Origin of the sequence: Candidatus Tisiphia endosymbiont of Temnostethus pusillus (assembly GCF_964264675.1) — a bacterium.
GTDB lineage: Bacteria > Pseudomonadota > Alphaproteobacteria > Rickettsiales > Rickettsiaceae > Tisiphia.
Window position 1 is genome coordinate 1,564,974 of the sequence record NZ_OZ183472.1, and the last position, 22,346, is coordinate 1,587,319.

The following is a 22,346-nucleotide window of genomic DNA, read 5'->3' on the forward strand; positions in this document are numbered from 1 at the left end:
AATAGCAAAAATTAGGACATAGAAGTAATTTCTATATTAAAGCTCTTGTGTAACCTACAATAAATGATCATGATGATAAAAATAATCTTTATCATTTAATATATGTAATTACAAGATTTTGGAGATAATGAGTTTTGTAGATTAACAGTAATAAAAAGATCTGCATTTGAGAAAATAGCTAGGTTCTATGAAGAAAGTAATAAAAATAGGTACAAGAAGAAGTCCTTTGGCTTTAATACAGACAAATTTAGTAGTAGACCAAATTAAAATTCATTATCCAAACATAATTTATGAAATAGTTCCAATAACTACCTCTGGTGATTTGATTAAGGATAAAAATCTGTATGATATAGGTGGCAAAGCTTTATTTTTAAAAGAAATAGAAAATGCTCTTATAAATGGCGAAATTGACTTAGCTGTACATTCCTTAAAAGACGTACCTTGCAAACTACCGTCAGAATTGATGATATGTGCTGTACTTGAGAGAGAAGATGCACGAGATGTATTTGTCTGCTTAGATTATAAATCAATAGAAGAACTGCCTTTTGCTAGTAAGGTAGGTACATCTTCAGTTCGTAGAAAAATCCTAATACAAAGAAAAAGACCTGATTTAAAAATTGTTACTTTTAGAGGAAATGTCGATTCAAGAATAAAAAAATTAATGCAAGGTGATGTTGATGCAACCATTTTAGCTTATAGTGGTTTAAAAAGATTAGGACTATTTAATACACAATATTGCCACTTAATAGAGACAAAGGAAATGTTACCACCTGTAGGTCAGGGAGTTATAGCGGTAGAGATAAGAAAAAACGATCATAAAATGCAGGAAATATGTAATAAAATTAACCATCTTGAAACATGGGAGCTAATGCAAGCTGGAAGGGCATTTTTGGAACATTTAGATGCAGATTGTAAAACTCCTATAGCTGCTTATTCAACGTATATAGGTAATGATATTCATACAGAGTTTATGCTTTCTGATTTTGACGGTAGTAAAATAGTTTTTCATAGTGACATTTCTAATTCAAAAGATTGCAAAAATTCTGGCATACAGGCTGCAAAAACTTTGATGTTAGCTATAGTGAATTGAGGAAAATTTGGTAACGTCGTCTTCGATCCTTCGCCTATTACATATAGGTGTCGCTCCATCGCTCCTGCTACTCAATTCTCTTCAATTGACTATAGGCTAAAACCTTCTTGGGTTCACTTAGAATTATTCTTAATAGCATTTCATTATTAATTCGAACTGGTTATCATTAGAAGAAATAATTTTTGTACTAGTATTGTAAATAATTGGATCATTAATTTGCTCGTGACCAAACCTATTAGTCTTAAATACTGGAATTTTTAAGGTTGCTGCAAAATCAGTAAGAACAGTAATGATACTCTTACCATCACCTCCACAAGTCCCAAATATTATAGCATTTACATGATCTAGCAGCCTTGCTTGTTTTAAATGATATAAAATGCGATCTAGCTGATATGGTTTTATGTCAACATCTTCCAAAAAAAGAATCTTATCTGCTGTTTTTATTTGCCATGATGTACCTATAGATGTTTGTACAATGGTTAGATTACCGCCAGTAAGATTACCTGTAACAATTTTGCTAGATTTTGCAGCATGGTTGATTGCTGATAACCCTTTAATTTTAGCTAGAGTTTCTTTACCAGAAATTATTTTTGCTATTTTTATAAAATTCTGATGATCTCTTGTTGGATTAAATATTTCAATGATTCCGTTACCATGAATTGTCTTCCATCCCCATTCTTGAGAAAAGAAAATATGTAAAGCAGTCATATCACTAAACCCTATAAAAAACTTTTCCTTTATAGGTTTTTTCATGCGTTGTAAGTCAGGAATCAATTTTGCTGAACCATATCCCCCACGAAGTGTCCATATTACGTCATTTGATTGATCCAGTAACGCGTTTTCTAAACACGATAACCTTGTTTTATCGTCGGTAGAATGGAATAAGCTTTTTCCTCCAAAGCAACTATTTGAAATATCTAGTTTCAATGAAGTAATATTTTTTAAATTAGATAATAATTCACTGCTTACCCCTGAGGCAGGAGCAACAACAGTAATTTTTGTATCTTTCAATAAACTAATAAATTCCTTATTATTTTTGTTAAAGTCTAGATTCGAAAATGCTGATAATAACATAAAAACAACTGGTAGGAGTATTATACAAATATTACTTCTCATCGAGCATAGCCTATTTATGATATGGATGGTTTTCTATTATAGTCTGAATTTTATCATTGATTAATTAATTTGATTATACACGATAAAAGTTATGCACTAAGTAAAAATTAGTCAATGGCATTAATATTTTTTCTATTTACAATTAAGATATTAATAAGATTTAATCTATACTTTAAGCAATTATAGCAATATATTTGCTTGTTAATAAGATGTAAAATTAAGTTGAACATGGATTTTACAAAATGATCATTCATTTTTTATTCACAAACTTATCCACAATGCTTTTATATTATAGAGGACTATACATAGTTATATGCAGCAATTCCAAAAGTTGCCTAATTCTTTACATTTTCAATTATTTCTGTTATTGAACCACATTCTCTTCAATACATCATCTTTTCTTACAAAATGGTGATAAAAGGCAGCTAAAGTATGCAGAGCAATTAAAATACAGAGAATAAATGCTGAAAATTCATGCATTTTGTAAAATATTTTGGCAAATGATGCATTCTGAATGAATGAAGTGATAGTAAACAGTCCATATATGTCAATGTTACGACCTGATAGAATGGTCATTAATACACCACTGATTGGCATTATAAACATTAAAAGATAGAGTATATTGATATTTAAGGTAGCAACATTTTTTTGCCATCTTGGTAAATCACTTGGTAAGATTACTCTGATATTAATTAAACGCCATAGCAATCTTATGGATACTAGTAATAATACCATCACGCCTGTAGCCTTGTGATAGGCGTAAATTTGCTGTTTTATAACAGGATATTCTATGTTTTGCATAGAAAAACCAACTATAATCATTGACACTATCATAACTCCAACTATCCAATGTAGAAGTTTTGTAACTAAACCATAGGAATTTTCAGTGTTTTTAATAGTCATATTCAAACCTACAACATAGCTAAATAATTTTAAGTATATTCAAGTTTCTATCTTAATGTTAATATTTTTTTAGTTAGCAACTGTAAAATTATTATTCACTAAAGCTAATTTTAGTACTTGATCTATATTTGACACTGATAAAATTTCCAAGCTATTCTTTATATTCGGTGGAATATCTTTTAAGTCCTTGATATTCTCTTCAGGTATTAATACTGTTTGTATACCACCTCGGCTAGCAGCCAATAATTTTTCTTTTAGTCCTCCAATTGGTAACACTGTACCCCTTAGGGTAATTTCTCCAGTCATTGCCACAGTTCTTTTGACTGGTATTTTGGTCATAAGTGAAACAATAGTGGTAAATATTGCACATCCAGCAGATGGTCCATCTTTTGGAATTGCACCAGCCGGTACATGCAAATGGATATCAAGGTCTTTGTAATCTTCGTACTTCAGTCCAAAATTATTAGCTCTAGAGCGGAAACAACTATAAGCTGCTTGAGCGGATTCTTTCATTACATCCCCAAGCTTGCCTGTAGTTTTAATATCTCCCTTTCCAGGGAATGACAATGCTTCAATGGTTAATAGTTCTCCACCAACTTCTGTATAAGCAAGCCCTGTGGTACTGCCTATTTGGTCTTCTTTCTCAGCTAAACCAAAATTATGTTTTCTAGCACCTAAATATTCTTCAAGATTTTCAGATGATATTGATATGCTTTTTACTTCTTTGTTACTCAGAATCCTTTGCAATACTTTTCTTGTAACAGAGCTAATTTCTCTTTCAAGCGATCTTACCCCTGATTCTTTGGTATAATATCTGATTAACTCTAAGATTGCTCCATCATCAATAATTAGCTCATTTTTCTTCATTTGATGTAGTTTCAATTGCTTTGGTATTAAATAGTTTTTAGCAATCTGTGATTTTTCTTCTTCAACATAACCAGAAACATTAATGATCTCCATACGATCTAGTAAAGCTCTTGGCAAATTATAAGAATTGGCTGTTGCAATAAACATTACTTCTGATAAATCATATTCTACTTCTAAATAATGATCAACGAAATGGCTGTTTTGTTCAGGATCCAAAACTTCAAGTAAAGCAGATGCTGGATCGCCTCGGAAATCAGAACCCATTTTATCAATTTCATCTAATAACATAACAGGGTTATTAGTTTTAACTTTTTTAATTAAGTTTATGATTTTTCCTGGCATAGAACCAAGATATGTTTTTCTATGACCTCTAATTTCCGATTCATCTCTAATGCCGCCAAGAGCGAATTTAGTATATTTCCTACCCATTGCTTCAGCAATTGACTTGACCAGTGATGTTTTCCCCACTCCTGGAGGACCAATTAAGCATAGTATAGGTCCTTTAATTTTTTTAGAGCGTTGTAATACTGCTAAATATTCAATGATGCGATCCTTGACTTTCTCAAGACCAAAATGATCCCGATCCAAAATTTCTCTAGTTTTATTTATATCAGTTTTACTATTATCAAATTTTCCCCATGGCATAGCTAATATTGTATCAAGATAGTTACGAACAACTGAGGATTCACCTGACATTTGATTCATAAGCTTTAACTTTTTCAGTTCTGATTCGGCTTTTTCTTTTGCTTCTTTTGAAAGTTTTAAGGTCTTAATCTTTTTTTCTATATCAGAAAAGTCAGATTTATCCTGCTCGAGTTCTTTTTGTATAGCTTTCATTTGTTCGTGCAAGTAATAATCACGCTGAGTTTTTTCAATTTGTTTTTTTACTCGTAGTTGTAAAGCTTGTTCTGCTTCCATTTGAGCCATACTAGATGTCAATGTATCTATTATAGTTTTAATTCGTGTTTGAGGTTTTGTTTCTTCTAATAAGGTTTGTTTTATTAGTAATGGTGCAGTCAGATAAGAGGCTAGCACATTAGTAATATAACTAAAATTTGTCGGATCTTTGGTTATTTCATCAGCTATTGTTTCTATTATTTCTAGATTAATTTTTTTATGATTCTTGGTATATTTCATAAATAACTCAATGACAATTGACGTAGAAACTTTTAAAGCTTCCACATCAATTACCTCTTCATCTTGTAGTATGCTATATTCAGCTTCAAACATTTCTTTATTAGTTATGTTATGAAGTTTAACCTTCTGCATTGCTTCAACAAGAATTTTTGCATTATTTTGTAATCTTACTGTTTGTATAATTTTAGCAATTACTCCTGTAGAATGAAGATCTTGAATATCTGGAGTGTCTTGATCTTGTTGTTTTTGTAACACCAATAATATATATCTATTAGTATCTGTAGATTTAGTATTCAGTAAGGCTTTTAGAGACTTTGTCCTACCGACAAATATGGGAGCAACCATGCCGGGAAATATCACCATGTCTTTTAATGCGAGTAGGGGTAATTTTTCTTTATTTGTCATACTAAAACCTTGAAAAATTTATATACTAAAGGGATTGTTAACTATATAATGTTGCCGTGCTGGGATTTCAAGCTACATTTATTTTGTATATGCATTTATCACCTCAATCTCCAAATATAATATCAATAGCAAGTAATAGGGTAAAACAATATCTTCATTTGACTCCAATAGTCCAGTCTGAAACTTTAAATGAAATGCTGGGACATAAAATTTTCTTTAAAATAGAATCGTTGCAAAAAACTGGAGCATTCAAGGTTAGAGGGGTATTAAACCATTTATTAGAGTTACAAGAACGAAATCGTTTACTAGATAAAATTGTTGCATATAGTACAGGTAATCATGGAATTGGTCTTGCTTGGGTAGCAAAAATTCTTAATCTAAATGCAAGAATTTATTTGCCCAAAGATACTTCTCCAATTAAGCAACAAGCAGCAAGATATTACGGAGCAGAGGTTATACTGACCGATACTAGGCAAGTGGCAGAAGATAGGGCAAAAGGTGATATAGAAAATGGTTTCTACTATTTGCATCCTTCTGATAGCGATTCGAGTATAGCTGGGGCTGGTACTATGTGTTATGAAGCCTTGCAACAGCTAGGGTTTAGCCCAGATGCTATTTTTGCTTCTTGTGGAGGAGGTGGATTACTTTCTGGATCATATTTAGCAAAAAAATTACTGTCTCCATCCAGCTTGCTTATAGGTTCAGAGCCGGTTAATGCGAATGATGCTTTTTTATCTATTCAGCAAGGTTCAATATACAGATTTGCTAATTCACCACATACTATAGCAGATGGCTTGCGTACTTTAGCAGTTTCACCACGTACATTTAATTATCTAAATAAACTTGATGATTTCTTTCTTGCTGATGAATATTCTATATATTACTGGACCGCTTGGTTAACGCATTTACTAAAAATTGCTTGTGAACCATCATGTGCTTTAAATATGGTTGGAGTAGTTGATTGGTTAAAGAGACAATCAAAACCTAAGAGAGTTTTAGTACTTATATCAGGTGGAAACATTGATCCTGCTCTTTATCAGGAGCTTTGGAAGGGGAATTATCTATCTAATTTACCAAGCCCATTAATGTAACCTACCCCTATTCGGGATAAGAATTAGTTAATCCTTATCCCGAATTCGGTAAAATTTAGGACATTTTTACTTAATTGCAGTCCTCGTTAATGGTTGGATTTTCACCCGTTAAAGCACAGCTAGAGGCATTATAGCCAGCTGCTACATCAATAGGGGGATTGTCGTTTGTGCGAGAATCATTAATTGTTAGGTGGCTATCTAGCACTGCTGTTAGATAGTTTTCAAGCTCTTCAGGGTTAGATAAAGCTTCCCCTAGGTCTCGTGAAATTTCCTTTAAAACTTCATTTTCAGACTTTTCTGATAGTGTAGCTACGTGTTTTAAGTGCATTTGATTCATTTTATCCCAATTCTGATAGCTAACAGCACTAGACATTTCCTCCTGTTGTTGAGAAGAGTTTTCTTGTGTTTTATTAAGAAAATCTAGGACTCCAGCCCCAACTTTTAGGACTCCACCACCAACTTTATCGTCGGCTATTTGCTTCTCTAATACTGCTGCTTGAGACATATCTGGTTGCATTCTCTTTAGAAAACCTCCAAGGGCTTTGTCGTTGAATGTAGCCATTAATAATATTCCGTTTGGAACTTTACTGAGAACTTCATCTTCAGAAATCCCTAATCTCTGAGCTGCATCTTGTAATAGTTCTTTATTACGTCCCGTAATTCTATCTTTACTCATTTTAATTTCTCCTTAAATAATTATTACTTTTTTTTAAGTTATTATACTTAATGCAAAAAGTCTATTTAACATCAAAATTAAAATACTGATCCTTATAAGGTTCGTCTTGCAAGGTATAATGCCACCACTCAACCGAATATTCCTTAAAATTATGTTTTTTCATTTTCTTACGTAGATAATTACGATTTTGTAAGTAAAGTTCATCAATTAGTTTACTATCATGGGAGGATACTATATCCATAATATCTACAGAGCTATACATGTCAACCGTATTATCATCAAAATAAGGAATTAGACGACCATCTTTTAGAGGTCTTTTTATCATTTTAGGGTTTGGATTTAATTGTTTTCCAAGTTCGATAATAGTTAAATCTACAGTACTTCCACGACTATGAGGTGATCGTTTAGCAACATAACCTAATTGAAAAATTTCAGCCTTATTAATGTATGGATAATAAGAGTCTTTCATTTTTTGATCAGCAACATCTTCTCCCCATCTAACGAAATGTTGTACAGCTTTATTAGGTCTATAAGCATCATAAATTACCAAAGAGTAGTTATCATTTTTTATATCTTGCTGAAGATTTTTTAAGGCAGTAGCCGCTTCTTTAGTTAGTATAGCTCTATTAGCTTTATAGCCATCGATCTGCTTTCCTACAAAATTTCTAGTATCATAATACATCATCTGTTGAATTATAGTAGGATCTATTTGATCCAAATACACAAAACCTTCCGGTACATTGACTGTTTCATTCAACATAATATATCTCTCAATTAAACTAATATTCAATATTTAGTAACAAAATTATTGTTAATAAAAAATAATAATTTATTATACTTTTTTCTACAATACAATATCTTAATTTATTGAATTGTCCTTGTGATAATATAGCTAACCCGACTAACATTTATCCATTTGTTTCAACGAAAAGGATGTCATTCCCATAAAGGCGGAAATCTATAATATTTCAGGGTTTTTTGAACACTATTTTAGATCACCGCCTACGCGGGGATGACAACATTGCCCTAGATCAACTGTGGATAAATACTAATCGAGTTAGCTATATTGTATGTTATTTTAAGATTTTATAAAGAAACTTACAGAAAAAATTTAGCAGATAATTATGAATGAAATTCTAGAAATACCAAATGGTGAAAGTAAAGTATTACTACACTCCTGTTGCGCTCCATGTTCAGGAGAGCTGATGGAAAAAATGTTAATGTCTGGTATTAATTTAACTATTTTTTTCTATAACCCTAATATTCATCCTAAAAAAGAGTATGAAATTCGTAAAAATGAAAATATTCGTTTTGCTGAAAAAATGGGTATTAATTTTATTGACGCAGATTATGACGTACAAAATTGGTTTGCAAGAAGCAAAGGTATGGAATATGAACCAGAAAGAGGTAAACGCTGTTCTATGTGTTTTGATATGCGTTTTGAACGGACAGCTCTTTATGCCTATGAGAATGATTTTAAAGTTATTACCAGTTCTCTTGGTCTTTCCCGTTGGAAAGATATGGATCAAATTAATGAATCAGGGATCAAGGCTGCTTCTCATTACGATGGAATAACTTACTGGACTTATAATTGGCGTAAAAATGGAGGTAGCAGTAGAATGTACGAAATAGCTAAACGTGAAAATTTTTATAAGCAAGAATATTGTGGCTGCATCTACTCACTTAGGGACACCAATAATTGGCGTAAGTTAAATAACCGCAGTGAAATTGAAATTGGAGAAGAATATTATAAGGCATAAGGATTTTTTTTACACATGAATTGTAATAATTATCTTGATTATCAATAATAGTAAAGGTACTTTGGATAGGGAAAATGATTTATTAAATTTTAAGTCTTTAAGTATTAGTGGTCAATTATTTTTAGTGTATAGTGTTATTTATGAATAATTTCAGAGTTATATTGGTAGTTTTTTGCCTATTTTTTACTAGTAATTGTGTTTTTGCTTCGCAAAGAACCGTGAAAATTGGGTCTGGTTCTATTTTAAAGGGGTATTACTCTATCGGATTGGATTTGTGTAAAACCTTTACTTTAGCTGATAAAAGTGTGAATTGTGAAGTAGTACCTACCAGTGGAGGGGTTGAAAATTTAGCTTTGTTAAAAGAAGGTAAGATAGATTTAGCTTTAGTTCAATCTAATGTAGCACTTGAGGCTTTTGAAGGTACTGGATATTACTCTAATACAGAAAAAATGCAAGAAATGCGTCAGGTACTTAATCTATATGATGAGTTTTTTACTGTTGTTGTAAAAAATCAGGATGAGATAAAGACTTTTTCAGATATTGAGGGTAAGAGAATATCAAATGGCTTGCCATTCTCTAGTAATACTATTACCTATAATGCTATAAGGAAGTTATATAATTTTACTAAAGAACCAATAGATGTTGATGAAATTAATTATGAAGAGTCAATAAAAGAATTTTGCAGTGGTAAAATTGATGTGATAATGATGACGGTAGGTCATCCTAATGCCTTGATGGGATTTACTGCTAATAGCTGTAAAGTTGATTTTGTACCTATTGAAGATAATAAAATTGCACAATTAATTGCCACTAATAAAGCTTTTCATAAGGCATTACTGGATAAAAGATTATATCCTGGGATCACTCTCGATCAGAATACAGTAGCAGTAACAGCAATTTTAGTTACTAATAGTAATATGGATTCTAAACTATTGGATAAATTTATCGGAATGTTTCACAAAAACGTAAAACATTTTAAACATTCTAATTATATGTTATATAATATAGATATTGAGCATTTTGCTGATACTAATAATTTTGTTTTGCCAAAACATTCAGTAGTAAGAAATAGATAATAATATAAATGCACCGGAGTAGTGTTAATTGTGTTTAAAAATATAATAATACCGATAGATTTGTCGGATAAACAATCAGTTAAGGTGATATTACCAAAGGCTTTAAGTTTTGCTACTATCTTTAGTGCAAAATTACATTTTCTTTATATCATTTCAGATTTCGGTATGAAAATGGTTGAGGATTATTTGCCTAAAAGTTGGGCAAAAGATCAAAAAGAAAAATATCGGGTACAAGTAACAGAATTAATTAGACAATATGTGCCGGAGGAGATCGAAGTTGAATTGCATATTGGTCGAGGGGCAGTATATGATGAAATAATACAATATGCCAATGAAGTGAAAGCTGACTTAATCATTATTTCAGCAGTCAGACCACAGCTTAGAGACTATATGTTAGGTCCTAATGCTTCCAAGATTGTGCGGCACTCGGGTGTGTCTGTTTTGGTTGTCAGAGAATAAAACATTGGCTAGATATGAAAGAAGAATTTTTAGGAAAAACTATAAATTGATGACTACTGGAGGTTATCTTGATAAAATTTCTTGAAGACTTAATTAGTTTTCAATCAGTAACTCCTGAGAGTAGTGGTTGTATTGAATATATTAATGATTTATTAGAAGAAAATGGTTTTAAGACTGAAATCAAAATATTTGGAGAGGATAATTATAAAGTAACCAATCTTTATGCTGTTTATGGTAATGCAAGACCTAATATTTGTTTTGCTGGACATGTTGATGTCGTGCCAACAGGTGATAAGGCATTATGGCTTAACGACCCTTTTATAGCAACTACCGTAGGTGATAAAATTTATGGTAGGGGAGTTGTTGACATGAAGGGAGCGATAGCATGTTTCCTAGCTGCTAGCTTAGATTTTATTAAGTTAAATCCAACTCCGCATGGTTCAATTAGTTTTCTAATTACTAGCGATGAGGAAGGAAACGCCAAATATGGCACTGTGGAAATGTTAAAATATTTGCATAAGGGTGGTAATAATTTGATTGATCTTGCTATTGTAGGTGAACCAACAAATGAGCATCAAATAGGCGATACCATAAAAATTGGTCGGCGAGGAAGTATTAACTTTAACTTAGTTCTATATGGTACAATGGGGCATGTGGCATATCCATTACAAGCCAGTAATCCGATTACTCCTTTAGTTCAGATACTCAATGAGTTGGTTAATTATCGACTGGATGAAGGAAGTGAATTTTTTCAACAGTCGAATCTAGAAGTTACGTCTATTGATGTAGGTAATGATGTTACTAATGTAATTCCTTCAAAAATTACAACAAAGTTTAATATTCGTTTTAATGATCTTCATTCATCATCGAGCATAACAGATTTGATAGATCAGATAATTAATAAATATTGTGCGAAATATAACTTTAAATATGAATTAAGTAGTGTAACTTCAGCTAATTGTTTTATCCAAGAACCAGTAGGGTTAATTGCCGATTTTGTTCGGGTAGTATCTAATACAACAGGAGTATATACAAAATTATCTACTAGTGGTGGTACTTCTGATGCGAGGTTTATCCAAAATTATTGTCCTGTTGTGGAATTTGGTTTACAATCTAATACAGCTCATAAAATTAATGAATACACAGAAATTAACGATTTACAAAGTCTGTATCATGTGTATTATAATTCTCTGATAAAATTCCTAACTGAACCTATTTAATTCAAGTTGTTAAAACAATCTATGTTAAGGTTAGGGATACAGCTATGCGGGTGTGACGAAATTGGGAGACGTACTAGATTTAGGTTCTAGCGCCGCAAGGCTTGGGGGTTCAAGTCCCTCCATCCGCACCACAAAATAATAATACAAAAACTGAAGAGCTTGATTTAATTTAGTAGCTCTTCAAGTTTTCGTAAGGTTTTAATATTGCTAATGAGTTTTTTAGTATGCAAGTCACAGAACTTAAAAATGAAGGTCTAGATTTTGAAGTTAAAGTAGTCCTTCCTTCTTCTAAAATTACCAATGAAGTACAAAAAGAATTAGCTAGTTTAGCAAAAAAAGTTAAGCTTGATGGATTTCGTGTTGGTAAAGTGCCAATCAGCATTGTTAATAAAAAATATAAGCAATCTGTTAGGTCTGATGTGGTAAACCATGAAATTAATCATGCAGTACAGCATGTTATTAAAGATCATAAACTAAAAACAATAGGTGATCCACAGTTAGAAAATTTACGTAATGAAGAGAATGAGGATATAGAATTTACTCTAAAATTTGAATTATTACCTGATATTGAATTGCCAGATTTTAAAAAAATGAAAATTACTCATCCAAAGTTAGTAATTAAAGAAGATGATGTTAATAAGCAAATAGATAAGCTTGCATCTATATCAAAAATTTATAATAAAGAAAGTAAAGGGAAAGTAAAAAAGGGGCAGGAAGTTACTATTGATGCGATTGGTTATGTCAATAATGAGGCTTTTGAAGGTGGTAAGGTTACAGATTATAAGCTAGTAATTGGTAGTGGAACTTTTATTGAGGGGTTTGAAGATCAGCTTATTGGAACTAAGACTGGGGACGAGGTAGAAGTCAACGTTAAATTTCCTGAAGATTATAATATGGAGCAAGTCGCAGGTCAACCGGCTAAGTTTATTGTACAAGTAAAGGCAGTACATTCTGCTGATGAGGTAGTTATTGATGATGAGTTTGCTAAGAAATTTAATTGTGAAACACTAGAAGAGTTACGTGATAATATTTCTAAAAGCATAGAAAATGAATATAGTGAGCCTATACGCACTTTAATGAAAATGAGCTTATTTGATCAATTAGAAAAGCTATTAATGTTTAATGTTCCTAAATCTTTAATAGACCAAGAGATAAGTATTCTGAAATCTCAAATGGAGGGCAATAGTGACTCAAATTCGATATTTAAGGATAAATCAGAAGCAGAAATTAGTGAGTATTATAATAAGATAGTCTTACGTCGTGTTAGAATAGGTTTAATGTTATCCGAATATATGAAAATTAAGAATTTACATATCGAGCAGAAAGATCTTATAAGTGCTATTATGGCTCAAGCAAAGAAGTTTCCAGGTCAAGAAACAGCAATATTTGATTTTTATAAAAAAAATCCTAATGCTCTTGAACGCTTAAAAGGTCCGTTATTAGAAGAAAAAACAGTACAACATATTTTTGACAATGAAGTGATCTTAGAGGAAAAAAATTATACGAAAGAAAAGCTTGAAGAATTTTTAGCACAAGAAGAAGATCGTGTGGTATAGAGTCAAGTAGCAGGGCATTATCAGTAAGATATATTTGGAGGGTTTTATGCAAAATACTAATTTGATAATCGCTGTAGTAGGTTTATTTCTAGTGTTTGTCACATTCTTTATTTATAAAAAGAGCAAGAAAACATCGGTTAGAACGCTTGTTGATGATCCTAATAATGCAGAACCATTTAATAAAGAAAATAATAAAAAGAACCTCTCTCTCAATGATAGAGTCGAGCTATCTTGGAAGTTTTTATATGAAATTACAGAATTAATTATTAGTAAATTTTCTAAAAAGGATGTAGAGTTAGTAAATAAACTTGGTCATATCCTGCTAGATAATGGAATGAGATATGAGCATGTAGTAGATCTTGGTATCAAACAACAGGCTATATCAAGGGTTGCAAGCATTGAACAACAAGCATATTCCCAATCTCAGAAAACTTTGGGTAAATAAGTATACTCAAATCTTCATATACTCAAATGATTTAAAAAATTGGTTTCGATAGTTGAGAGCTATTAGCCATAGTACCCTACATTTTTTATATAACCACTAGACCTCCTTCGAAACTCGCTTATGCTGAGGGATTTGAAGGAGACGCTTCACCTCGAACCGCAGCGTACTCTAATTCCGTTACGGATTCGAGTACCGCATCATTGTCCAAATCACCAGCAGAAGTAGAGTTTCGAAGGAGGTCTACTATTAAAATAGCTGCTGTTCGTCTATTAGTAAGGAGTCGCTGGAAGCGGCGACACGGCAATCTAGGATACGCGAAGCGTTACTCTAAAAAAACAGCTTCGCTGTTTACCTAGATCGCCACGACATCTAAAGAGCCTTGCTATGACGATTATAGAAAAATGTAGGGTACTATTGTTTAAGCCTTACAACAGCACTTCGCTAATAGACGGTTTTTTAACTTTCAATAATTGTGCTTTAGACACGACGACCTTAATTCTTGAAGTTCTACCTGAGTATATTAGAATGCTTTATTATTTCTAGCAGGACCAGCATAAGGTTTCCTATCATTATTATTACGAGGAAAATAACTTTTTTTGCCATTATGACCATTAAATGGTTTCCTGCGATCCTTACTTTCCCTCATATCTGCTCTTGAAGTAGTTTCACCTTGATTTATTAGGCGGTCAATAGCTTTCCATCTGATATTATCTTCTGGCGAAATGAATGATAATGCACAACCTGAGAGACCAGCTCTACCAGTTCTACCTATTCTATGCAAATAATCTTCTGGAGCCATTGGTAAGTCATAATTGATAACATGCTGTGTATGAGGTATATCTAAGCCACGAGCTGCAACATCTGTTGCCACCATGATCCTATGACGAGAAGAGCGAAATGATGAAATTACACGATCACGTCTACCTTGTGTTAAATCACCATGTATAGCTTCAGCTTTGTGATCTTCAAATTTCAACATTTTTGCAAGCTGATCAGCACCACGCTTAGTTTTTACAAAAATAATTATAGAACCATCACGTTCATTTAATTGCTTTATAAGCTCAGGAAATTTCTCTTTATCAGAAACACGCAAAGTTTCTTGTTTTATTTGAGATGCAGCCTTAGTAGTTGATCCAACAGTAATACGATGAGGATTAACCACGTATTTTTGCGATAATGCAATAATATGTTTTGGCATAGTAGCTGAAAACATTAAAACCTGGCGTTTTGCAGGTATATATTTATTTATCTCTTCTAATTGTTCTTTCATACCCATATCAAGCATTCTGTCCATTTCATCAAGTACTACCAGTTGGATAGTATTTAATTTTAAAGTACCACGAAGTAAATGATCTATGATACGACCTGGTGTGCCAATTATAACTTTAGGATTTACTTTTAGTTGTGTAAATTGTTTATGCATTGGTTCACCGCCTATCAAAACCGCACTAGGAAGTTTTATTTGAGTAGTTACCTTAGTTAAAGTATCACGCACTTGAGTAGCTAATTCCCGAGTTGGAACAAGTACCAAAGACATTGATTTAGTCTGTATAAAAGAATTGATTATTGGTAGCAAATAGGCAAGGGTCTTACCCGAACCAGTTTGACTAGAAGCTAGAACATCATTACCTTGCATAGCAACCGGTATGGCCTTTCTTTGAATTTCCGTCGGAGAGGTTATGTTCATGCGTTCAAGTGATATAATCACTTCATTTGGTAAATTAAAACTTTTCATTATATAAGTCCAATATTATTTATCTTAAATTAAAAATGCTCAAATGCTTTACCCCAATTCGGGATTTTAACCGTCTATTAGCAAGAAACCGCTGTAAGCAGCGACACGCAAATTCGGGATAAGAATTGACAAATTCTTATCCCGAATTTGCGTGCGATGTGGCAATCTTGTGAAGGAGACCTTATACTTTATGAAGATTGCCACAGTGCCTAACGGCACTTCGCTAATAGACGATTTTTTAATAAGAATTAGTTAATTCTTATCCAAAATTGAGACACCCTAGGCTATTAAACCAATGTCTTACATCGAATTCAGGTTAGTCAAAGCATTTGAGTAAACATATATTCTATACTTTAAAAGAATAAGTGTATGATTAAGTTCTTACGTTATAATGTGAGTTGTCAATTAATTGTGTAGTAAAAAACTATTATATTATGATGTAACAAAATATACTCACATGACCCAACAAAATTATAACTTTAACTTACAGTGAAACACTGAATTACAAAAAATAATCCATGAAGTGTATAAAAAGATGATACTACCCAAAATTCACTAGTTTAATAACCACTCATAAATTTTGAGTAGTTGCTTGTAGTTTTAAATAAATATTATTTTATTTGTAGATTAACAGCAGAAATTTTCCCCTTATTATCTTCTAGATCAAAGCCAACACTTTGACCTTCATTAAGATTACGGATACCGGCACGCTCTACAGCCGAGATGTGAACAAAAACATCACTCCCCCCATCGTCTGGCTGGATGAAACCGAAACCTTTGGTTGTATTAAACCATTTAACCTTACCTACTTTAGTAGCCATAAAAACCTTTTAGTATAGAGTTACTTATTTGAACTTAATTCACAACTCTTCCGTAGAAATTAAACCAAATAAATTGACAGATACAAGGTTTTCATGCTATTAAAGAGTTAATTATTAAACTCAAGCAAGCATGTTACTCTTTTTCTTAATAATTGTCAACAAGGGATAAGACAATTATGTGTAGATTCTATATTTTTCTTTGAAACATAGATATTTTAGCACAATTTATTCACTGATTTATCAATTCTATAAGTAGAATTTGAAAAATAAAAATTGTAAAATTGCTAGATGTATAGCATAGATATATAAAGCATTATGGCTTATAATCCGTAAATTTATAGTAATTTTTTGCTCAAAATTTCTTGCAACCATAAATATATATTGCAAAACTCCAAATATAACTACTATAAGTACATAGATATACGACAAGGGAAAAACAGCAATGGTATGCAGTACAGTCAAAATCATAGATATTGCAAGGGCAAGCCTAAGATTACCTAGATCATGTTTAGCTATATAGCCAAGTAACATGATAGCTAAACCTATGGTACCATAATCAACCAAAAACCAAGTGCAGAACCAAAGAGCCCCAAGGAAGACAACGTGACAATAACCCTTATAGAAAAAATTATTTAGGCTATTTTGAAAACAATAAAGATAGCATTGACCTAGAAAAATAGTAATAAGTATGTTAGTTGTGGTGAACTGCTTAAATAATATGGTAGTAAGAATATGTAGTAGAACCCCGACTACAAGGATTTTAATTTTTGGTTTTTTATGAAAATTATAGCCAACAAAAAAGCAGAAAATCGGCATACTAATACGACCGATAACCCGCATTATTTCATATTCAGGGAAAAAGTATAACCCTAAATGATCTATCACCATGGTTATTATGGCTATAGTTTTCAAAAAATCTTGATAATTAGATTCAGTTTTCATCATTAATAAATTAACCTCAAATATCGATATAACGAGTTAGTAGATTGAGTATAATTCTTGTATAGTTATCCACGTTTGCAAAGCCCCCCCGCTTTCGTAGGAATGACACCGAAGCAATTTAACCTATGTCTTACATAGAACTAAGGTTAAATTATTTTGGATAAAGTTTAAAATAATAAACCATTAGAAAAAACGTTATCGCACCAGCTAAAATTGTGGCTGCAAGCATAAAAGTTTTTACTAATAATAATTCGGAATAATAATATTCAGAACAATAGTGCTTAATCACCCAAATTACTAGTACCATTATTACGCAGCTGAATAAAATCTTGCCACAAAAAGAGTATAATTTTGAATCAATGAAAGAATGACCATATTTCTTTGTATATATATATAACAACCAAACATTATACCAAGCGGTAATAGAGCAGCCAAGAGCGATACCAAGATGACCAAATGGTTTCATCAGAACGATATTTAATATAGTATTCACAGTAAGAGAATATAATGTTATTTTTAAAGGAGTTTTCGTATCACTATTAGCATAAAATATAGGCATCAAAATTTTGGCAAGTATAAAAGCTGGTAAACCAAGGGCAAAACCGGAAATAGCTTCAGCAGTTTTAATTGTATCAGCATAAGTAAAAGCTCCACGCTCATATATTACATGAATGATTGATTCTGATAAAGCGATAATACCGAACGCAGCTGGCAAAGATAATAAAAATCCAACTTTAATAGCATTATTTTGAATCCTTGCCGCTTTTTCTAAATCATTCATTTGGTATGTTTTTGATAATTCTGGTAATAATATCGTACCAAAAGTTACCCCTATTATAGATAAAGGAAATTGGTATATTCTATCTGCATAGGATAATATTGAAATTGTCCCTTCGATGAAGCTAGCTATTGATTGCGAGATAAATAAGTTAAGTTGCTGAAATCCAGAGCTAATAGTCGCTGGACCCATACCAAACAAAAACTTTTTTATATCTTTATTACATGGGTCAAAAACTAGTGGGAATGATAAACCAACCCTAATTACACAAAAAAACATAAAGATAATTTGTAATAACCCAGCAATCAACAAAGATAAACTAATCGATATAGGAGTAGATATATGTTCTTGTAATATTACTGTTGTAATTATAACAGTAATACTTAAAATGATCGGAGAAAAAGCAAAAGCTGCAAATCTTTTTACTGAATTTAAAATTCCCCCTAGTAAAGCACTTACCGAGATAAAAATTAAATATGGCATGGTAATGCGACACAAAATAACTGTCAAATTAAACTTGTCTATATCTTCATGAAAACCAGGAGCAATGATGAACATTAATGATGGCATGAAAACCTGCATTAACACTACTACACTTACTAAAGTAATAAGTAAAATAGTAAAGATAATTCCAGTGAAATTGCGTGCTGCTTCTCGAGATTCTATGAGTTTTGTATTAAAAATAGGTACAAAAACGACTGAAAGTGCCCCTTCCCCAAAAATACGCCTAAATAGGTTGGGTAATTTAAAAGCAACATTAACACTATCAGCAATATTACCAGCACCAAATAATGAAGCAATGAATAATTCGCGAGCCAAACCAAATATACGGGAGATTAAAGTAAAGACAGCTACTATAATTCCAGAACGAAATAATGTATATCCTTTGTCTTTCATTTAAGTCGCCTCGATATCATGTAAGCACTATTCTGTACCTTATCGTTTCCGATCATAAAGCAAATGCTAATTATTAGACTTGCTGCATAAATCAAAGATAGTTGAGGGATTTTTAGGAGAAACGAAGCCGAGCACCGCAGCGTACACAGACGTACGTGAGGAGCGGAGGCGAGTTTCGACGACAAAATCACCAACTAGATTGACTTATGCAGTAAGTCTATTGATTTTCTATCTTAGTAGATACCCTTAATATACCTTCATTAATCAACTCCTTAGCTTTTTGAGCATTTTCCCAGCCAGTTACCTTCACCCACTTACCTTTTTCTAGATTTTTATAATGTTCAAAAAAATGTACTATACGTTGTTTCAACATCGGACAAAGATCATCTAAATCTTTTATTGAATCAAAAGTAATATCTAGCTTAGAGCTAGGTACAGCGATAATTTTTTCATCCAATCCAGATTCATCTTCCATCATTAAAACACCAATAGGGCGTGACCTAATCACAGAGCTAGGTATGACAGGATAATGTGATACAACCAATACATCTACCGGGTCTCCATCCTCTGATAAGGTGTGCGGAATAAACCCATAATTACATGGGTAAAACATAGCGGTTTGCATAAACCTATCAACAAATATTGCTCCTGATTCCTTATCCATCTCATATTTTATAGGACTATCTTGCATTGGAATCTCGATAATCACATTTATCTCTTCATGACCGACTTTGGTCTTAATTTTTTCAACTAACATCACTTTACCCAATTAATAAATAATTCATTTTGCATTTTTGCAAGCAAATATCTACATAGTGACTAATAAATGGCTTTAAAAGGTTTTCGTCGCTTATCTTACCATTTTCATTAGATGCCACTAATACTCCAGCAGCAAATTTTTCAAATATTTTTTCTTCAATCTGTTGTATAGAGTTGTGTCCATCTAATAGTTCAATAATATGTTTTTCATGTAATTGCAATGGAACAACAGCATTAACTCGATTTGTCACAAACAAATTAGTTGAGTCTAATTTTTGGGCTTGATATCTTGCTAAATCGCTTACTTTTGGTTTGGACGAAATGTCATATATTGACTGAGGTCTTGTTGCAAATATTTGTACGTACCCTTGTAACACTAGTTTTATAATTACAGAATCTAATTCTTCTCTAATATCTTCAAGCTGTAATTTTTCTAATTTTTTCATAGCCAATTTACAAATTTGATCCAAAGTCAAAGGATTACCAATATTATCAGCATAAACATAGAAAACTGCCTTTATTATAGGAGAGGACGTCGAAATATTAGGGGATTCTGAATTATTATAATGAAATCCCAAACTTTCTACTGTATTATTCATATCCACTTCGTTTTCAGACATGACTGGTATAATATTAAAAGTAGTATAAAAATCACTTAACTTACTTGGTTCAATTGTCCTATTTATAGTGACATTATTGTGGCATAATAAAGTAGTCCTAAATTTACGATTAGTGATAAAATCCATATATTGTTCGGTTCTAACAATATCATTTATCGCTTGTAATTGCTCTGCAGCCTTGGCAGGTAAATTACCGACAAACATCGCAGAGAGTGTAGAATCCCCAAGGTAATTTAAATTATGTTTTCTAGCTGTACTTATAAATTCATTGAAATAAAAAGCTGTATTGTCTTCTCCAAGATATTCATGTAGTAAATATGAATCATTTGTAGTTTTAAGAAGTTTAGTTTCGTGTTGTAAGAATTTAGAATAAGAATTATCTGAACCTTCTAAAGAATCAGTAACAAAATCTAATAATAATTTAGCTTGTTGTATTTTACTATGGTTGTCAGTAAAGGTGCTACTGTGAAACATCATCATATCTCTGATAGTTTTTTGCATATTCCAGCCTGGTAGAGTATTATAACTAATAAAGACAATACCGTTAGGGTTTAATAATTTATTGCAAATTTCAAAAATCTTGTCCTTAACTATAGTAGACACCCACGAGATTACTCCATGGCAAATTATATAATCAAACTTACCAACTGACTCATCAAGATTTAGTATAGATAAGTGTTTTAGTTCAATATTTTTAAGACCTAAACTCTTAATTATTTCCATGCCATTAACAATTTGGACCTTTGACAAATCAATTCCTAAAGAATAAGATTTTGGGTAACTTTCAGCAAAATCAATCATATTGCCACCTTCAGCACAACCAATATCAAGTATCCTAGCAGTATCTATAGCAGGAGGTTTCATGTTAAATAATAGGCCAATAGTTCTTAAATGTTCCGGTCTTGTATAAATAAAAGGAAAACTTTCATAAGGGAAATCATCATAATTAATATTATTTATTTGCTTTTCTAGTAAAGTGTTATTAGGATTATTTTTTTGCCCCATATATTTGCTCCATGATAAAAGTAATAATTTCTAGTGGATTTAGTTATTTTAAGCAAGGATTTTCTACATTTCTATAGGATACCTAATTAAAAGTATCTACGATTAAAATTAAATTTCTTTTGATGTTATTTCTTCTTGATCTTTTTACAGTATTTCCTTATATTCATGAGTTGTTTTTATATAAGTGAGCCTTTTAAAAGCGGGTGTAGCTCAGGGGTAGAGCGCTACCTTGCCAAGGTCGAAGTCGAGGGTTCGAATCCCTTCACCCGCTCCAATATAAAAATGGTTCTAAGATAATACATATTCTCTCTACGGAGACGACCTAAATATGTCTGGAATAGAGTTAAATAAAATTGCCGCTTCTATTTTGTTAGCCAGTTTAATTGCAATGATGGTAGGGTTTATAACAAATATTTTGTATAAGCCTGTTTTACATCCTGAATCTCGAGGTTATAGTGTAGAAGTAACAGAAGATTCTCATAGTGACCTTGACTCTAAAGCTACTGTAGAAGCACCAGTGAATATAGAAGAATTGATGAAAACTGCTAATGCTGAAGCAGGAAGGGAGATAGCAAAAAAATGCCTAATGTGCCATTCTCTTGATAAGAATAAAGCTAATAAGGTTGGACCACATCTATGGAATATCGTTGGGGCAGAAAAAGCTAAAGCAGAGAATTATAAATATTCAAGTGCTTTATCCAGCAAAGGGGGAATTTGGGATGAAGAAAGTTTATTCCATTTTTTGCATAAACCTAGTCAATATATACCTGGTACAAAGATGACTTTTGCTGGTTTAAATAAACCTCAAGATATAGCTAATGTTATAATGTTTTTAAAGACATTTGTTCATGACTAAATTCTCCCTTGATACCTCAATTTCGGATTAATTTCATTAATCCGAAATTGGAATGAGAAAGTAAACAATCAGGCTTAAAGCACTTTGACGCCTGATTGTTAAATATTTCATTTGCTAATAATCTTATTTTTA

The 22,346-nt window shown here is 32.0% G+C and carries 20 protein-coding genes and 2 tRNA genes; 11 read left to right on the forward strand and 11 right to left on the reverse strand.

Annotated features, from left to right (window positions below; translation table 11 throughout):
• Positions 1 to 187 precede the first annotated feature (187 nt).
• Positions 188 to 1,090: a hydroxymethylbilane synthase gene (gene hemC, locus ACFEL2_RS07140; protein WP_375331889.1), complete on the forward strand. Its 903-nt coding sequence runs from the start codon at positions 188 to 190 to the stop codon at positions 1,088 to 1,090.
• Positions 1,091 to 1,219: 129 nt separating this feature from the next.
• Here hemC and ACFEL2_RS07145 read toward each other — a convergent pair whose 3' ends face one another.
• The 3 genes from ACFEL2_RS07145 to lon form a co-directional block, all read right to left on the reverse strand.
• Positions 1,220 to 2,188, reverse strand: a complete 969-nt coding sequence (locus ACFEL2_RS07145; RefSeq protein WP_375332398.1) for an LD-carboxypeptidase — start codon at positions 2,186 to 2,188, stop codon at positions 1,220 to 1,222.
• A 369-nt stretch (positions 2,189 to 2,557) separates the two neighbouring features.
• On the reverse strand, positions 2,558 to 3,109 hold the full coding sequence (locus tag ACFEL2_RS07150) for a cytochrome b (protein ID WP_375331890.1): 552 nt from the start codon (positions 3,107 to 3,109) through the stop codon (positions 2,558 to 2,560).
• A gap of 69 nt (positions 3,110 to 3,178) precedes the next feature.
• Positions 3,179 to 5,518, reverse strand: a complete 2,340-nt coding sequence (gene lon / locus ACFEL2_RS07155; protein WP_375331891.1) for an endopeptidase La — start codon at positions 5,516 to 5,518, stop codon at positions 3,179 to 3,181.
• Positions 5,519 to 5,607: 89 nt separating this feature from the next.
• On the opposite strand from lon, the gene ACFEL2_RS07160 reads away from it, so the two are divergent.
• The gene (locus ACFEL2_RS07160; RefSeq protein ID WP_375331892.1) at positions 5,608 to 6,609 is read left to right on the forward strand and encodes a serine/threonine dehydratase; all 1,002 of its coding nucleotides are present in this window, start codon (positions 5,608 to 5,610) and stop codon (positions 6,607 to 6,609) included.
• 70 nt (positions 6,610 to 6,679) lie between these two features.
• Here ACFEL2_RS07160 and ACFEL2_RS07165 read toward each other — a convergent pair whose 3' ends face one another.
• Entirely contained in the window at positions 6,680 to 7,285 is a 606-nt protein-coding gene (locus ACFEL2_RS07165; protein ID WP_375331893.1) for a hypothetical protein, read from the reverse strand.
• A 61-nt stretch (positions 7,286 to 7,346) separates the two neighbouring features.
• The gene (locus ACFEL2_RS07170; RefSeq protein WP_341751694.1) at positions 7,347 to 8,045 is read right to left on the reverse strand and encodes a M15 family metallopeptidase; all 699 of its coding nucleotides are present in this window, start codon (positions 8,043 to 8,045) and stop codon (positions 7,347 to 7,349) included.
• A 364-nt stretch (positions 8,046 to 8,409) separates the two neighbouring features.
• On the opposite strand from ACFEL2_RS07170, the gene ACFEL2_RS07175 reads away from it, so the two are divergent.
• From ACFEL2_RS07175 to ACFEL2_RS07205, 7 genes are all read left to right on the forward strand, one after another.
• Positions 8,410 to 9,045 carry an epoxyqueuosine reductase QueH gene (locus ACFEL2_RS07175; RefSeq protein WP_375331894.1) on the forward strand — a complete coding sequence of 212 codons (636 nt, stop codon included), beginning with the start codon at positions 8,410 to 8,412 and terminating at the stop codon, positions 9,043 to 9,045.
• A gap of 140 nt (positions 9,046 to 9,185) precedes the next feature.
• The gene (locus ACFEL2_RS07180) at positions 9,186 to 10,121 is read left to right on the forward strand and encodes a TAXI family TRAP transporter solute-binding subunit (protein WP_375331895.1); all 936 of its coding nucleotides are present in this window, start codon (positions 9,186 to 9,188) and stop codon (positions 10,119 to 10,121) included.
• A gap of 30 nt (positions 10,122 to 10,151) precedes the next feature.
• Positions 10,152 to 10,580 (forward strand): universal stress protein, encoded by a 429-nt coding sequence (locus ACFEL2_RS07185; RefSeq protein ID WP_341747208.1) that lies wholly within the window; start codon positions 10,152 to 10,154, stop codon positions 10,578 to 10,580.
• 65 nt (positions 10,581 to 10,645) lie between these two features.
• Positions 10,646 to 11,800 (forward strand): succinyl-diaminopimelate desuccinylase, encoded by a 1,155-nt coding sequence (dapE, locus tag ACFEL2_RS07190; RefSeq protein WP_375332399.1) that lies wholly within the window; start codon positions 10,646 to 10,648, stop codon positions 11,798 to 11,800.
• 46 nt (positions 11,801 to 11,846) lie between these two features.
• Positions 11,847 to 11,931: transfer RNA gene (locus ACFEL2_RS07195), tRNA-Leu, on the forward strand.
• Between the two features lie 93 nt (positions 11,932 to 12,024).
• Positions 12,025 to 13,356: a trigger factor gene (gene tig / locus ACFEL2_RS07200; RefSeq protein WP_375331896.1), complete on the forward strand. Its 1,332-nt coding sequence runs from the start codon at positions 12,025 to 12,027 to the stop codon at positions 13,354 to 13,356.
• Between the two features lie 46 nt (positions 13,357 to 13,402).
• Positions 13,403 to 13,801 carry a DUF2660 domain-containing protein gene (locus ACFEL2_RS07205; RefSeq protein WP_341747206.1) on the forward strand — a complete coding sequence of 133 codons (399 nt, stop codon included), beginning with the start codon at positions 13,403 to 13,405 and terminating at the stop codon, positions 13,799 to 13,801.
• Positions 13,802 to 14,321: 520 nt separating this feature from the next.
• Here the strand turns inward: ACFEL2_RS07205 and ACFEL2_RS07215 are convergent.
• From ACFEL2_RS07215 to ACFEL2_RS07240, 6 genes are all read right to left on the reverse strand, one after another.
• Entirely contained in the window at positions 14,322 to 15,536 is a 1,215-nt protein-coding gene (locus ACFEL2_RS07215) for a DEAD/DEAH box helicase (RefSeq protein ID WP_341751690.1), read from the reverse strand.
• A 611-nt stretch (positions 15,537 to 16,147) separates the two neighbouring features.
• The gene (locus tag ACFEL2_RS07220) at positions 16,148 to 16,357 is read right to left on the reverse strand and encodes a cold-shock protein (RefSeq protein WP_341751689.1); all 210 of its coding nucleotides are present in this window, start codon (positions 16,355 to 16,357) and stop codon (positions 16,148 to 16,150) included.
• Between the two features lie 246 nt (positions 16,358 to 16,603).
• Entirely contained in the window at positions 16,604 to 17,302 is a 699-nt protein-coding gene (locus ACFEL2_RS07225; RefSeq protein ID WP_341751688.1) for a TraX family protein, read from the reverse strand.
• A 148-nt stretch (positions 17,303 to 17,450) separates the two neighbouring features.
• Positions 17,451 to 18,974, reverse strand: a complete 1,524-nt coding sequence (gene murJ, locus ACFEL2_RS07230) for a murein biosynthesis integral membrane protein MurJ (protein ID WP_375331897.1) — start codon at positions 18,972 to 18,974, stop codon at positions 17,451 to 17,453.
• Between the two features lie 217 nt (positions 18,975 to 19,191).
• Positions 19,192 to 19,731, reverse strand: a complete 540-nt coding sequence (gene ppa / locus ACFEL2_RS07235) for an inorganic diphosphatase (RefSeq protein WP_341748398.1) — start codon at positions 19,729 to 19,731, stop codon at positions 19,192 to 19,194.
• Between the two features lie 4 nt (positions 19,732 to 19,735).
• Complete coding sequence (locus ACFEL2_RS07240) at positions 19,736 to 21,358, reverse strand: methyltransferase regulatory domain-containing protein (RefSeq protein WP_375331898.1); 1,623 nt, start codon at positions 21,356 to 21,358, stop codon at positions 19,736 to 19,738.
• A 199-nt stretch (positions 21,359 to 21,557) separates the two neighbouring features.
• Between ACFEL2_RS07240 and ACFEL2_RS07245 the strand changes: the two genes are divergently transcribed.
• Positions 21,558 to 21,632, forward strand: a tRNA-Gly gene (locus ACFEL2_RS07245).
• Positions 21,633 to 21,686: 54 nt separating this feature from the next.
• The gene (locus tag ACFEL2_RS07250) at positions 21,687 to 22,214 is read left to right on the forward strand and encodes a c-type cytochrome (RefSeq protein WP_341751685.1); all 528 of its coding nucleotides are present in this window, start codon (positions 21,687 to 21,689) and stop codon (positions 22,212 to 22,214) included.
• Positions 22,215 to 22,346: the final 132 nt, after the last annotated feature.